Raw genomic sequence first — 14,246 nt, 5'->3', positions numbered from 1 at the left:
CGGTTCGCCGGTTCAGTACGCGGAGTACGGTTTGACCGGGTTGGGTGGGAACGGCACCGGCAGCCGCTGCTGGTCGAAGAAGTAGCGCAGGTAGATCGTGCCAAGGTTGGGCGCGTAATCGCGTGAACGGTCGAGCTTGAAACGCGTGCCGATGACCCAGTGCGAGGTCAACCGGTACTCCAGCGCCGCCGCAACGGTGTAGCTGAAGCCGCCACCGGTACCGGTGCCGAAGTACGGCGAACCGACATCCGCCGCAGCCATGCGGGCCACCGCCTGCGCTTGTAGATCGGGGCGCGTGGGGAAGTACGGCGCTTGGTCTTCGCGTGTCCACGAGTTGCCCACGGAGGCCTCCAGTTCCCAGGCCCAGCGCTTGTAGCGTCCCGTCCAGTCCAGCGGAATGGACACCGACACGTATTTGCCAGGGCTGTAGTACCCGCCGTTGCCGAACGTGTAGAAGTGCTGGTTGTTCGCGTAGTGCCAGTAGTTCAGCACCAGGCCGCTGGAGAATCGTTGATCAGTGCCGACGTACACCGGCCAGTCAATGCCGGTGCGTACTTTGAAGTCCCGGTTGGTCTCGGTGTTTTCGCCGGTGAGCACGCCGTAACCCAGCGAGGCGAACAGAGTGGTCGGCCCTATATCCTGCGCGCCACGCACGGTAACGCCACTACGCACCACCCCGCCCCAGCTTTGGCCAGTCACCGGATCGTGCGCACCCGCATAGGACACCAGACTGCTGGTAATGGGGCGACGCGACACGTCCACGGAGAGCGACGAGTTGTAGAAGTCGTGCCGATAGGTGAAGCCACCAAGGACGTTGGTCACCGTGAAACCTACCGGCGAGGAGCCGATGTCCGCGCGCCACGTATTGTTCGCACCGTTGAACTCGTAACCCGCCGCCAACGCCACGCCTTTGTCCGTCTGATCCACCGGACGCAGGCCGACGTTACCGAGCGCGGCGATTTTGCCGAACTCGTAGGCCGGATCGAACTGATTGGCGGGCAAGGTGCCTGCGTTGAGCAACACGGTATCGGCGTGGAAAAAGTAGTGACCGGCATAGCCGTCCGGTATGCGCACATAGAGCGGGATCTCCGTCGCATCCAACCGCGACATGCCGCTGCTGCCGGATTCGTTGGACTGGATGACCGCTGTGGCCACCTGCCCTTGCCGACGATCGTCCAGCCCTTGCAGCGCGCGTTGCGCCGAGGTGAGGCCGTCGACCGGACTCGGGGTGTCGCCCTCGCTCTGCTCTTGTGTCAACGCGCTGCGGTAGAGCTGCGCGGCATCGTTGTAGTGCCCCTGCGATTGGGCCACGCGGCCGGCCTGCATGGTGACGTCGGAGCGATCCGGATACAGCTGCCGCAAGGGATCGACCACGTCGCGCGCCTGCGTGTTTCGCCCGATGGCCGTGTAGCGCCGGGCAACCGCGAGGCGTGTATCAACATCGTCCGGCGGTGTATCGGCCAACACCTGGTCGATGATGTCCTGCGCGGCCCTGCGGTGCCCCATGCGTTCCTCCATGCGCGCGATCGTCAAGCGCGCATCGGGATCGCCCGGATGGTCGATCAGTACTTCGCGTGCGGATGCTTCCGCGCCGCGATAGTCGCGATGCGCCTCGCGCAGGTCGGCCTGGGCCAACAACCAGCGCTTGTCCTTTTTGCCGGGCTCAGGCACCGCATCTAGTGTGTGTGTGGCACCCGCGAGATCGCGGGCATCGATCTGCCGACCCGCGGTGCGCAGCGACAATCGCAACAATTGGTCGTCGAATTGCGCCTGCTGGTCTGCAGTGACACCGGAACGAGCGCGCGCATCTGCGATCCAGCCAGGCAGTTGATCATCGCGATTGGCCGCGGCAAGCAGTTCACCGTAGCGCAGGCGCACGCCGATGGCTGGGTCGTTTGGATGTGTATCCAGCCAATCGCGCACCAGCTTCAGGCCCTTGTCCGGATCACCCAGCGATATCCATTCGCGCCCCACGCTGGCCAGCATCTGCGGGTCGTCATGCACATCGAGCGCGATGCGGTCCAGCAAGGCCCGCGCCTCCGGCTGCCGTCCTTGAGCTTCCAGTTGCCTCACCTCGCGCAGATCGCGCTGGGCCTTGAGGTTGACCGCGAGTTCGCGCATGCCGTCGGTGCGCTGGCCGTCCGGCACCTGCGCCAGCACACTGCTGGCCGTGTCGATGTCGTCCAATGAGTTCAGATAGAGGGCCGTGGCGTAGCGCATGTCCGGTGACGTGGAGTCGCGCAGACCGTCCTGCATCACGGAGCGCCCCAGCGCGGGAAGGCCCAGATCGCGATATTGACGTGCCAGCGTGTAACGCAGCCATGCATCCTGCGGCGTCAGGGTCACGGCATCTTCCAGCCGCAATACGGCCGCACCGCTCTTTCCTTCCGCAATCAGTTGGTCCGCCTCGATGGAAAGCAGCTGCACGCGAAGTTTCACCATCGCGTCGCTGGACCCTTTGTATTGCCGCTCGGCCTGCGTGATGAGCGGCGTCAGCTCGTCGGTACGATGCGTGGCGATCATCAGCTTGGCGAGCAGTTCCAGCGCATCGACGTCCGGTTGTTTCGCTTCCACCATGGGGCGCAGGATGGCTTCGGCTTCCGACCATTTCTTCTGCGCCATCAGCGAGGTTGCCAGCACCTTTTTCGCATTGGCCTCGTTCGGTTGTTGCCTCAGCGCATCGCGGGCCAACGCCTCGCCCTGCTCGGGATGGCCCTGGTCGTTGGCGGCACGCGCCTTCGCCAAGGTGCCCCAGAATTTGGCCGTGGCCATCAGCCCGCGCCATTTGCCGGTGTTGTCGGGGTCGAGTTTCAGTGCGCGTGCAAACAGCGCATAGGCTTCGTCGTGACGGCCATCGCGCATCTTGGCCAGACCTTGCTCGCCCAGTGCCGCGCCTTGTCGCGCCGTGGGCGATGGCCCGGACGACGAACGGCTGGAGGATGCCGCGCTGGCAGTTGCTGTCCCCGGTGGTGGCGGCACATAAGTCGCGCCGCCTTTCTTCGCCAACGCGGCGAGCGCCGACTTGGCACTCGTGTCGTCGGGCACTTCCTTGAGGTAACGCTGATACCACACGTAATACGCAGGATCGTCGGCACCCGCGCTGTTGAGCGCGCGTCGCCACAGTTCCAGCGCCTGCGGTCGGTTGGCATCGGGGCGTTGGTAGACACGGTAGATGATGTCCAGACCTTCCAGGCGCGAGCTCCCGCGATCGGTGAGCATGTCGGCCAGCACCAGGGCTAGGCCAAGATCGTCCGGGTTCTGGCGCACCCGCTCACGCAGTTCGTTGAGGGCGCGATCGCGCTGCCCCGCGGACGACATCGCGCGATAGTAGTCGCCGGCATAGGCACCACTGGGCGCGCCACGGGGAAACAGTGCCTGCATCTTGCGCCATGCCTCATCCGGTTTACCGGTACGCGCATCCAGCCGGGCCTCGGCAAGCGCGGTCTTGTCGCGCGTAGCGAGGCGGTACTCGTCGGCCAGTTGCAGCGTCGCCGGATGACTGGGATAGAGCTTTTGCAACTGCTGAAGCACCTTGCCGGCATCGGCCTGTCGATTCGATGTCAGCTCGATCTGCCCCATCAGGCCCAGCGCATCGGGCTGCGTGGGATCGATAAGCAGTGCCTTCTCCACGATGCCGCGCGCCATGTCCGGGCGGTTCTTGGATTGCCATACACGCGCCGAGTCCAGCAGTTGCTTCATCTGCGGACTGAGCGCGGTGTTGCTCACCTGTGCAATGACCAGCACGGGCATCACGCTGCTGGCCACCAGCAGCACGATGGCTGGCGAGAAGATGTCGCTCAGTGCGCCGCGGGACACGTCGACATCCAGGCAGGAACGACGGCGCCGCCTGCATCGAAGTGATACAGGCCGTCCAGATAGCCAAGGCCAAACAGTGCCAGCACTTGGCTGTAGTAACCCAATGGTGATTGCGCCGCGAGGGACCGCGTGCGTTGCACCTGCGCCAAGGCCAAGTCGTTACGCCCCAACGCGGCGAGATACGGCGCTACGGCCGCCGAGAAACCGGCATTGCCGTCGTTGTTTCCCACTACCGCACCGGTCTGCGTGTCCACGCGCTCTGGCGGCGCGCCATGCGCGGCAACGTAGTCCGCCAACGGCTTGAATGCATCAAGCGCGGCCTGGCGTCCCGGCGCATCGGTGGCGAGCATACCTGCCCACAAGTAGACGCGAATCGCGTTGTATGCGCTCTCGGCTTTGGTGGCTGTGTCGGGACCGAAGCCCTTGTCGCGCTGGTATAGCACCCAGTCCGGCGAGAATCCGTGCGGCGCGGTGTCGGCAACCAGCTTCGCCGAACTGTCGAGCATGGCCTTCCATTCCGGCTGCTCCGGCAACGCGCCCGCCATGTGCTGCATGACTTGCAGCGGTACATAGCTGGGGTTGAGCCGCCACACATCGTCCTTCGGATGAAAGCCCACGGGCCCGGGCAGCACAGTGCGTCCGAGCCCCTGTAGTACGGCGGTTTCCTGCGCCACGATGGTTCGGGCCAACACCGTACCCAACGCGGTGTAGCTACGCTCACGCCACACGCGCCCTGCTTCGAGCAGGGTATAGGCGATCCAGATATCCGCATCGGACGCCGGGTTGCTATCGAGCACGCCCCATGTGGGCGCGGATGACTGGTCACCTTCCTTCGCGCTGTGACGCCCCCACTGCCATGCGGGCAAGTGCTTGGTGAGGTCGCCCTGCGCCAGGTTGTTCTGCGTCCAGTTGAGCAAGCGGTCGAACGTCGGTCGATCATTGGCGACCAAGGCGAAGAACAGTGCATATGCCTGCCCTTCGGACACGGTGACCTGCTCGGGCGTGCTCGCATCGATCACGCGGCCATCCGCACTCATGGTGTTCTGCTTGAAGTGGTCCCAGTCGGGCCACGCGCACGCCGTGGCCAGCGCGCTACCGGATGCGAACATCGCAGCAGCGACCAGCAGCGCGTGCAACAGTGACATCCCGATGCGTCGCATGGCTCACCTTTCGAGGCGATGCGCGGCAAGCCGGCTCAAGGCCCAGAACACCGTCAAGGCCACGAACAGACCCGCCAGGATGCCCGCAAGCGCCATCAGTGCCGGGTACCTGGAAATATGCACCCACAACCACGCGTACCATGGCAGGTGGCCAACGTAGTAGGTGTCGCCCACGGTAAGCCCCACGACGATCTTCTGCCGCACCACGGTAAGGTCGCCACGTACCTCGCCCACCTTGGCGTCGTCGCCAAGCACGTCCAGCAAATCGCTCAGGCGATCCGACGAGTTGGCCGCCAGCGCCACCACGCTCTTGCCCTTGGTATACGGTGACTGGAACGCCACGAACGCCGCGGTGGGCCCGTTGACGCTCATGGCCGCACGCCCCACTGCGCCGCTGACCTGCCCGCGATCACTCGGCTCACGCAAGGCCAGGTCGTTCTCGCTGCGCTCGATCAGCATGGGCAGCCCCTTGCCCCACTTCGCCATCAGCTCGCCGGCCGTACCGGTGCCAATGACGAGCAGATCGCGATTGCGCATCGAATCCACGGCGCTGGCAGGCACCAGCGAAACACGCAGGGCCGGCAGGCCACTCCAACGCCCCATCTGGCCGAGCATGGCAAGCATGGTTTCCACTTCGCGCGCGTCGGGCGTATCCGGTATGACGATGGCGGTGTCGGCGAGATCCGCCATGCGCGTGAACGGGAAGCCGCTGGTGGCGAAGAACGTCAGGTTCGGCATGGCCGTGTAGTGCACGAACTGGCTGAAGTCGACGCTCGAATCCGGATCGACCGCCGCGCGTGCACTGTCGGTGGCGGCGGAGACGCACAAGCCGGTCTTCTGCGAATCCATGTGGAACTGAAACTGGAACTGGTTGGAGGCACCAATGCGCAACGACGGCACGCGGATTTCTTCCGAGCCGCGCGCCTCCGATCCCGACAGCAGCGGCACGTTGAACTGACGCTCGACGCCCGACGGGTCCGCCGGCCGCAAGCGCACCGAGCGCAACAGTTGATCGTTCACACCGATATTGAGCACCGAGTCGTTGTAGCTGGAGGGCGCGGTATAGCGGTAACGCACGTTCAGCGGCACGCTGTGACGCGCCCACGCGAACAAGTCCGGCGGCAGGCGCATGTCCACACGGATCGGCGGTGGATTGAACCCGGTGGCTTCCAGTTGCGAGGGATCGGTCACCAGTTCCTTGAAGGTGACCTGCCGATCCACCGGCGCCCAGTTGGGGGCATCGTACGGGCGGCGCTCCGGGCCAAGGTCTACTGACTTCACAATGGCCTGATCGCCTGACATACCGACCTGGCCAAGCACCAGCGCGTTGGCCGCTTCCTGCAGTTCCTTGGTGTCGCGGCCTGCCAGCACCAGCAGTTTGCGGCCCGACTCCGGTGGGCTGGCCGGGTTGGCCATCACGATCACCGTGGGGCCCTTGATCTCGTCGAGCTTCACGCCCTCGGGCATGGCATTGGGCAGCGCGAACGCAATGGCATGCGCATCGGCAGGCGGTGTCTGCGCCACCGGGAAACGTGCGCCGCGCCAGCCCGCCAACGCGCCAAACCAGGACGACACCACGCCGGCCGCACGCAACGTCGGCACGTCGGCATGCGCGGGCAGCACGAACGGCACCACCAGCGTCCGGTTGTCGCGGCGATCGAAGAACGGAGCCGGCAGCAACGCAAGACTGTTGGGCAAACTGATCTGCGATGTGGTCAGGGTCAGCGATGTGTCAGGGCTGATGTCGGTCCACAAGGAAGAGTGGTACGGGTCTTCGCAGTGATCGAGCGTGTAGTGCGCGATCATCTGCACGCCGATGCGATTGAAATCGGTGAACAGGCGCGGATCGAGATCGACATCGCGTGTAACCGTTTGCCCGGCCGTCTCCTTATCCATCGGCAACGTGGCAACCACCTCGCCGTTGAGAAACACCTTCAGGTGGGACAGCGAATAGATCAGCGATGGCGAGTAGGTGTAGACCAGGTGCAGCTTCGCGCCCGTCACCACTTCGTCATTGCGCACGGCAACGTTCAACGTGCCGTTGGGATCCTGGCCACGCAGCTTGATGGCGCCGTAGCCGCCCATCTGCTTCAGCGTCAGATCGCGCGGCACACCGACCGGTGCTGTGTGCGTCGCCGTGGCATCCAGCGCCTGCGGCGCAGCCGTGGATGCCGCGGATGCGGGCTGGACCGGACTATCGGGCGCCAGCGCATAGGCGCCGAGCACCATGCAACAGCCCAGTAGCAATAAACCCAACCGAACATGGCGTAATGGCCGCATGGAATGTCCCTTGGGTCAGTGACGGAACGCCACGACACGGGCCAACCAACAAAACCAACCCGGTCCTGCGTTCCTGCCTTTGCCAACGAAGCCACACGATCCGCAGAAACTCCTGGCGCAACGCTATTGCATCAAGCACGCCGCCGCAGCGCTTCCACGTTCATGCCCCTTCCAACGATGACGTTCCCGCACATCCTGGTCGACACATACCGAGTCAACGGAGACATGGCGAGATGGATGCTCGATGTGTGAAGTGCAGCCATGAGCCGACTTCACACATCAGCGCAACAAACATCGTCGCTCGCAGGAAACGATTAAAGAAAACGGCATAAAAGGAACGTGAACAACATAGGCATGTACGTTTTCGGCAAACACGATGCCGTCAGCGTGACGCAGGGAAATACGATGCCGTACCGGGCTCAGATGACGCTGGTCTTGCCGCCATCCATCGGGATGACCGCACCCGTGACGTAACTGGCCAACGGCGAAGCCAGGAACACGGCGACGTTTGCGATCTCGCGTGGCTCGGCCATGCGCCCCATGGGGATCTCCGTCAGTTGCTCGGCAAGTAGATCGTCGGTGGCGCGCCCACTCGCCCGCGAGGCGGCATCCAGCCCTTCCTGCACGCGCCCGGTACGGGTAATGCCGGGATTGATCACGTTCACCCGCACGCCCTTGGCCGCATAGGCGTTGGCATAACCCACCGAGGCGAGCATCAGCGCCGCGTTCGCGGCACCGCCGCCGATATGCAACGGATTGGCCTGCCGGCCGCCCTGCCCGACCACATTCACGATGCTGCCCTGGCCACGCGCTGCCATGTGCCGGATCACCGGATCGATCATGTGCATGTAGGTGAAGTATTTCGCTTGCATGGTGTCGCGCAGCGCATCAGCGTGCAGATCGGCGACCGGCGTGCGCCGTGCCGCGCCGGCGCAGTTCACCAGCACGTCGATGGGCCCGAACTCGTTCTCGATGTACTCCGCCACCATCTGCGCGGCGACGCTTTCGCTCAGATCCGCCGCTGCGACTTCCATATGCAGGCCTTCGCGCTGCAAGTCGTGTTGCGCGGCATGCAGGTGCGCCAGATTGCGCGATACGCCGATCACTTTCGCACCCTCGCGCGCGAAGGCCATGGCACAGGCTAGGCCGATGCCCTTGCTCGCTCCGGTGACAACGACAACGTGGCCGGCCAGTCCTGCATCCATGAAACGTTCCCTCTGCGCGGTGGTGCGCCATTGAATCACGCGCATCGCGGAGCCGGCGTGAGGTGATGCCTGTCACCTGCGATGGCTGATGGGCGGCCCTGCCGTCGCCTCGCCCTTCTCGGGACCATAAGCGCCAGCTTCCGGGCCCAGGCCGCGCCCGGACCCCGTTCAGGCTTATAGGCCATCAGTCATGTTGCGAATTTAGAACCTACCCATTGACGTCTTCAGATGTGGTGTTATAGTTCACTACAACACCGGTCCACGAGGTCACTAAAGGAGTGCCGCCATGAAAGCGAATAACCTGCTAGCCCTGACCGCCGCCGCCCTGTTCACTACAGTAGGCCTGGCCGCCATCCACTCCAACGTCAAGAGTCTCCCGGTCAGCGAGATCAACGGCGTCAAGGTCATCAACCTGGCCCCGGTCGATGTCCGCCCGACGGCTGAAGACATGCGCGCCGCCGCTCTGCTGGCCGACGCCGGCATGGCTACCCTGACCGTCTCCCCGCTGCTGTCGCCGGTGGCCGCCTCCAAGGCGGTGCTCGGGAGCGAGCTGGCCATGCCCTACTATTCGTTTGGCAGCAGCAAGTTCGGCCGTATCAGCAAGGAATAACCGTATGACCATCACCTGGAACGACAGCGTCCCGATCTACCGCCAGCTCCGTGAACGCGTAGTGGCGATGATTCTGGACGGCGCCTTGAACGAGGGCGACCCGCTGCCGTCAGTACGCCAGGTTGCTGCGGATTTCCAAATCAATCCGCTCACCGTGTCAAAGGCGTATCAGGAACTGGTCGATGATCAACTGGTTGAAAAAAGGAGGGGCTTGGGCATGTTTGTCATCGATGGAGCCAGGGAAGCGCTGCTCAAGTCTGAGCGCGAGCGGTTCCTGCGCGAGGAATGGCCTGCGCTCTTTGCCCGACTGCAGCGCCTCGGGCTGGACCTGAAAACGCTCATGCGTGAGGCGCCGGAAAGCCCGGCCGGTCCGGAAGGGAGCCAATCATGAACGCGGTCGTGACGGCTAGCGGCCTTAACAAGGCCTACAAGAACTCGCTTGCGCTGAACGACGTCAGCTTCCGCATCGAGTCCGGCCGCATCGTGGGGCTGATCGGCCCCAATGGTGCCGGCAAGACCACCGCGCTGAAGGCCATCCTCGGCCTGACCGATTTCAAAGGCGAGTTGAACGTGCTGGGCTTTGATCCACGCACCCAGCGCGACAAGCTGATGGAACAGGTGTGCTTTATCGCCGACGTGGCGGTGCTGCCGCGCTGGATCCGGGTACGCGAGGCGATCGATTTCGTAGCCAACGTGCACCCACGCTTCAACCGGGCCAAGTGCGAGGCCTTCCTGGCACGCACCAAACTGACGCCCAACCAGCGCGTAAAGCAGATGTCCAAGGGCATGATCGTGCAGTTGCACCTCGCCCTGGTGATGGCCATCGACGCTCGCCTGCTGGTGTTGGACGAGCCTACGCTGGGCCTGGATATTCTTTACCGCAAGCAGTTCTACCAGAGCCTGCTGGAAGACTACTTCGACGAGAACAAAACGATCATCGTGACCACGCACCAGGTCGAGGAGATCGAACACATCCTCACCGACCTGATGTTCATCCGCGACGGCAAGATCGTGCTGGATACCGATATGGATACCGTGGGCGAACGATTCGTCGAGGTGATGGTGAGCGCCGACCAGGCCGCCACCGCACGCAACATGAAGCCGCTGGATGAGCGACAGGTATTCGGCAAGAGCATCTTCCTGTTCGACGGCGCCGACCGTGCCACGCTGGAACGCATGGGCGAAGTGCGCCGACCGACCGTCAGCGACCTGTTTGTCGCCACCATGAAGGGGACCTACGCATGAAAACCTTCTACTGGCTCGTGAAGCGCGAGTTCTGGGAACACCGTGGCGGCTTTCTGTGGGCGCCCGTGGTGACCGGTGGCGTCTTCCTGATCCTCAACGTGATGGCCATCATCACCGCGGAAGTGATGAGCGCCCGCCACGGCATGCAGATCGGCGGCAACGACATCGGCATGATGATGCGCAACGCGGATGCCGGCGACCTGGCACAAGTCGGCGCAGCAGCCGACGTGGCCATGATCTCTTCGATGGGCATGATCGGCATCGTCATGGGCATCGTGGTGCTGTTCTACTGCCTCGGCTCGCTCTATGACGATCGCCGCGACCGCAGCGTGCTGTTCTGGAAGTCCCTGCCCGTCTCCAACACCAGCACAGTGCTTTCCAAGGTGGCTAGTGCAGCCCTGGTCGCGCCAGTCATCGCGGTGGTAGTGAGCATCGCTTGCGGCCTGCTGCAGCTGATCCTGTTCGCCATCGTGCTGTCGTTCCACGGCGTCAACGCGTGGCAGTTGCTCACGCTCTCCCATCCGATACGCGCCATCGTGTCGCTGGTAAGCAACATCCCGCTGTACGCGCTGTGGGCCATGCCTGCCATCGGCTGGTTGATGCTCTGCTCGTCCGGTGCACGCAGCAAGCCCTTCCTGTGGGCAGTGGCGGTGCCGGTGGTGCTCGGTCTGCTGGTCAGCTGGTTCGGCATCATGGGGTTGTTCAACCTGCCCACCGCCTGGTTCTGGGGCAACGTCGTGCAGCGCGTCCTGCTCAGTGTGTTCCCGGGCTCCAGCCTGGTGTTCGACAAGCACGGCCTGCAAGGCATGAACGATCTCGGCGACAACAATCCGCTAGGCGTCCTCTCACCCGACCACACCTACGGCCTGCTTGCCTCGCCCAACCTGTGGATCGGTGTGTTGACGGGTGCAGTGCTGATCGCCGGCGCCATCTGGTTCCGCCGGGTACGCGACGACAGTTGACGTTCAACCGCATTCGCAGGGGAGACATACGATGAAGACCAACATAATCGCCGGCAGCATCATCGCCATGACCCTACTGTTGCCGCTGGCGGCCTGCAGCCAGTCAGGCCACGACGGCAACAGCGACACCGCTCAGGCCGCGAAGGAAGTGCAGGAGCAAACGTCGCCATCGGCTATCGGTGCGGAGATCCAGAAGGGTATTGAACAGGCCAAGCAGGAACTGGTTACGCAGGACATTGACGTCACCAGCATCCACATCGGTAAAGAGCCTCACGATGGCGAGCATCCTCACAATGGCAGCGACACTCTTCCCAAGGCTGTCATCACCCCACAGGGCAATCTGGTGATCGCTGGCAAGCCTGTCGATGCCACTCCCGAGCAGCACGCCTTGCTGGTGGACTACCGCCAGCAAATCATCGGCATCGCCTTGGCCGGCATGGACATCGGCGCGAGCAGCGCCAACATGGGTGTCGGCATGGCGAAGAAGGCTATCGTCGGCGCACTTCTTGGCAGGAGCGACAAGGAGATCGAGGCCAGCATGAAGCCGCAGACCGACAAGATCCGCGCGGCGGCCATCCAGCTGTGCCATCACATGCCGGACGTGCTGGCCTCCCAGCAAAAATTGGCCACCGCTCTGCCCGCGTTCCAACCCTATGCCACGATGACGCAGAAAGACGTCGACGACTGCGGCAAGGACACGGATGAGAACGGCAAGCCGGGCGTAGCCGTATTCTCGGAATGACGTTGAAGGCCGGCACGCATCGAGTTCCACCGTATACGTGATTGCAGCTGATGGCCTTATCCCGCCGACACGTATCGCAAGGATGCGGAGTGCCGGCGGGTAAGCTTTTCAACCGACCCTGCCGCGCGCAGACTTTCGAACCTAACCACACAGGAACGCCGCCATGTCTTTTCGCTACCTGCCCTGCGTACTCACCGTAGCGCTCCTGACCGCCGCATGCAGTGATTCGGGCCATGACGTGCAGGTGTTCGGCGCGAGCACTGATGTAATCAGCAACAACATCACGCTGCACGACGGTGTCGTCACCATCAAGGTGTCCGGCGCTCCCACCGCCACTGTGGATCGGCAAGGCCAACTGGTCGTCGATGGCAAGGCGGTTACCGTGAACGACGCGCAACACACACTCCTGCAGCGTTACAACGGCACCGCGCTCAAGATGCACGACGACGCCATCGCCACCGGCAAGGCAGGCGCGGAAACAGCCACCAAGGCACTGGGCGCTGTGGCCGGCAAGCTCACGGGCGCCGACAGCGCCGAGGAAACGCGCCAGAAGGCCGAGGCCGCCGCGCAGAATGTGCAGCAGGCCGCTGCGAAGATCTGCGACGACCTGGCCGACATGAAATCGGCGCAGGACGAACTCGCCGGCCAACTGGACGCGTTCAAGCCCTATGGACAGGCGTTGAGCGACCGCAACGTCGAAGGTTGTCGCAAGAGCCTCAAGCACTGACACCACGGTAGGAGCGCACAGACCGCACTCCTACACAAAAGCAGCGCGGCGGGAGATCAGCCGCCGCCACCGCCTCCGCTGTGAATGCCACCACGCGTGAGCGCCATCGGATCCAGCAGCTTCTGCAGTTCACTCTTCGACAAGCCAGTGGTTTCCAACGCCACGTCCATGATCGGACGCTTTTCCTTGTAAGCCTGCTTGGCCGTCGCCGCACCCTTCTCATAACCAATCACCGGATTGAGCGCGGTGACGAGGATCGGGTTCTTGTCCAGCGCTTCCTTCACGCGCGCGGTGTTCACCTTGAAACCGGCGATGGCCTTGTCGGCCAGCAGCACACTGACGTTGGACAGGATGTCGATCGACTGCAGCAGGTTGTGCGCGATCAACGGCAGCATCACGTTAAGCTGGAAGTTGCCCGACTGACCCGCGATGGTGATGGCGGCGTCGTTGCCAATCACCTGCGCGGCAACCATGGCGGTAGCTTCGGGAATCACTGGATTCACCTTGCCCGGCATGATCGACGAACCCGGCTGCAGCGCCGGCAACTCGATCTCACCCAGGCCCGCGAGCGGACCCGAGTTCATCCAACGCAAATCGTTAGCGATCTTCATCAGGGCCACAGCGAGGGTCTTGAGCTGGCCTGAGAGCTCAACGGCGGCGTCCTGCGCAGCCATCCCCTCGAAGAAATTCTCCGCGGAGTCGAAACGTACGCCCGTGAGCTTCTTCAACTCGCGCGCCACCGAGGCGCCGAACTTAGGATCGGCATTGATGCCGGTACCCACGGCGGTACCACCCAGCGGCAAGCGGCGCATGCGCTTCAAGCTGTCTTCGATGCGCTCGATGGCGGTGCCTATCTGCGCGGCCCAGCCCGAAAGCTCCTGGCCAAACGTCACCGGCATGGCATCCATCAAGTGCGTGCGCCCCGTCTTGGGCACGTTGCGAAGTTCACGTGCACGACGCTCGATGCTGCGCTTGAGGTGCTTGAGCGCAGGCAGCAACTGCTCGCTAGTGGTGAGCGTGGCGCTGACATGAATGGCCGTGGGAATAACGTCGTTGGAACTCTGCCCGTAATTGACGTGATCGTTGGGATGCACCTTGCCGCCAGCCCGGCTGGCGAGGTGGGCGATCACCTCATTGGCATTCATGTTGGTACTGGTGCCCGAACCCGTCTGGAACACATCGATAGGGAACTGGTCGTCGTACTCACCCTCGGCAACGGCCAACGCCGCCTTACGGATGGCATGCGCCTGGTTCTTCTTCAGATATCCCAGCAGGAAATTCGCGTCCGCCGCGGCGGCCTTGATCAGGCCAAGCGCGCGGATGAAGGCGCGCGGCATGTGCAAGCCGGAGATGGGGAAGTTGTCGACGGCGCGTTGTGTCTGAGCGCCGTAGAGGGCTTTGGACGGCACTTTGAGTTCACCCATGCTGTCGTGTTCGATGCGGAACTGGCTCATGTCCTTGCGATTCCTCGGGGGGGATTTGGGGAATATAGGTCGGGG

The 14,246-nt window shown here is 63.4% G+C and carries 11 protein-coding genes; 6 read left to right on the top strand and 5 right to left on the bottom strand.

Going from position 1 to position 14,246, the window contains the following annotated elements; translation table 11 throughout:
- Positions 1-12 precede the first annotated feature (12 nt).
- The 4 genes from DYST_RS00245 to DYST_RS00230 form a co-directional block, all read right to left on the bottom strand.
- Positions 13-3,816, bottom strand: a complete 3,804-nt coding sequence (locus DYST_RS00245) for a cellulose biosynthesis protein BcsC (protein ID WP_239949129.1) — start codon at positions 3,814-3,816, stop codon at positions 13-15.
- Positions 3,798-4,976 carry a cellulose synthase complex periplasmic endoglucanase BcsZ gene (gene bcsZ, locus DYST_RS00240; protein WP_239949127.1) on the bottom strand — a complete coding sequence of 393 codons (1,179 nt, stop codon included), beginning with the start codon at positions 4,974-4,976 and terminating at the stop codon, positions 3,798-3,800. The genes DYST_RS00245 and bcsZ overlap by 19 nt, the downstream gene beginning before the upstream one ends.
- A gap of 3 nt (positions 4,977-4,979) precedes the next feature.
- Positions 4,980-7,256 (bottom strand): cellulose biosynthesis cyclic di-GMP-binding regulatory protein BcsB, encoded by a 2,277-nt coding sequence (gene bcsB, locus DYST_RS00235; protein ID WP_239949125.1) that lies wholly within the window; start codon positions 7,254-7,256, stop codon positions 4,980-4,982.
- Between the two features lie 419 nt (positions 7,257-7,675).
- Positions 7,676-8,461: an SDR family NAD(P)-dependent oxidoreductase gene (locus DYST_RS00230; RefSeq protein ID WP_239949124.1), complete on the bottom strand. Its 786-nt coding sequence runs from the start codon at positions 8,459-8,461 to the stop codon at positions 7,676-7,678.
- 286 nt (positions 8,462-8,747) lie between these two features.
- Here DYST_RS00230 and DYST_RS00225 point away from each other — a divergent pair, with 286 nt between their 5' ends.
- The 6 genes from DYST_RS00225 to DYST_RS00200 all read left to right on the top strand — a co-directional run bounded on the left by DYST_RS00225 (position 8,748) and on the right by DYST_RS00200 (position 12,747).
- Positions 8,748-9,071 (top strand): hypothetical protein, encoded by a 324-nt coding sequence (locus tag DYST_RS00225; protein WP_102305028.1) that lies wholly within the window; start codon positions 8,748-8,750, stop codon positions 9,069-9,071.
- 4 nt (positions 9,072-9,075) lie between these two features.
- Positions 9,076-9,462 carry a GntR family transcriptional regulator gene (locus DYST_RS00220; protein ID WP_199040181.1) on the top strand — a complete coding sequence of 129 codons (387 nt, stop codon included), beginning with the start codon at positions 9,076-9,078 and terminating at the stop codon, positions 9,460-9,462.
- A complete protein-coding gene (locus DYST_RS00215; RefSeq protein WP_239949122.1) occupies positions 9,459-10,316 on the top strand; it encodes an ABC transporter ATP-binding protein in 858 nt (285 codons plus the stop codon). Before DYST_RS00220 ends, DYST_RS00215 begins: the two co-directional genes overlap by 4 nt.
- A complete protein-coding gene (locus tag DYST_RS00210; protein ID WP_239949120.1) occupies positions 10,313-11,278 on the top strand; it encodes a hypothetical protein in 966 nt (321 codons plus the stop codon). Before DYST_RS00215 ends, DYST_RS00210 begins: the two co-directional genes overlap by 4 nt.
- A gap of 31 nt (positions 11,279-11,309) precedes the next feature.
- Positions 11,310-12,020 carry a YggN family protein gene (locus DYST_RS00205; RefSeq protein WP_239949118.1) on the top strand — a complete coding sequence of 237 codons (711 nt, stop codon included), beginning with the start codon at positions 11,310-11,312 and terminating at the stop codon, positions 12,018-12,020.
- Positions 12,021-12,183: 163 nt separating this feature from the next.
- Complete coding sequence (locus DYST_RS00200; protein ID WP_239949117.1) at positions 12,184-12,747, top strand: DUF2884 family protein; 564 nt, start codon at positions 12,184-12,186, stop codon at positions 12,745-12,747.
- Between the two features lie 56 nt (positions 12,748-12,803).
- Here DYST_RS00200 and DYST_RS00195 read toward each other — a convergent pair whose 3' ends face one another.
- Positions 12,804-14,201: a class II fumarate hydratase gene (locus DYST_RS00195; protein ID WP_239949115.1), complete on the bottom strand. Its 1,398-nt coding sequence runs from the start codon at positions 14,199-14,201 to the stop codon at positions 12,804-12,806.
- Positions 14,202-14,246 lie beyond the last annotated feature (45 nt).

The sequence above is a fragment of the Dyella terrae genome (assembly GCF_022394535.1).
Classification (GTDB): Bacteria; Pseudomonadota; Gammaproteobacteria; order Xanthomonadales; family Rhodanobacteraceae; genus Dyella.
Note: the sequence above shows the minus strand (reverse complement) of the source record. Positions and strands in the feature narration are given on the sequence as shown.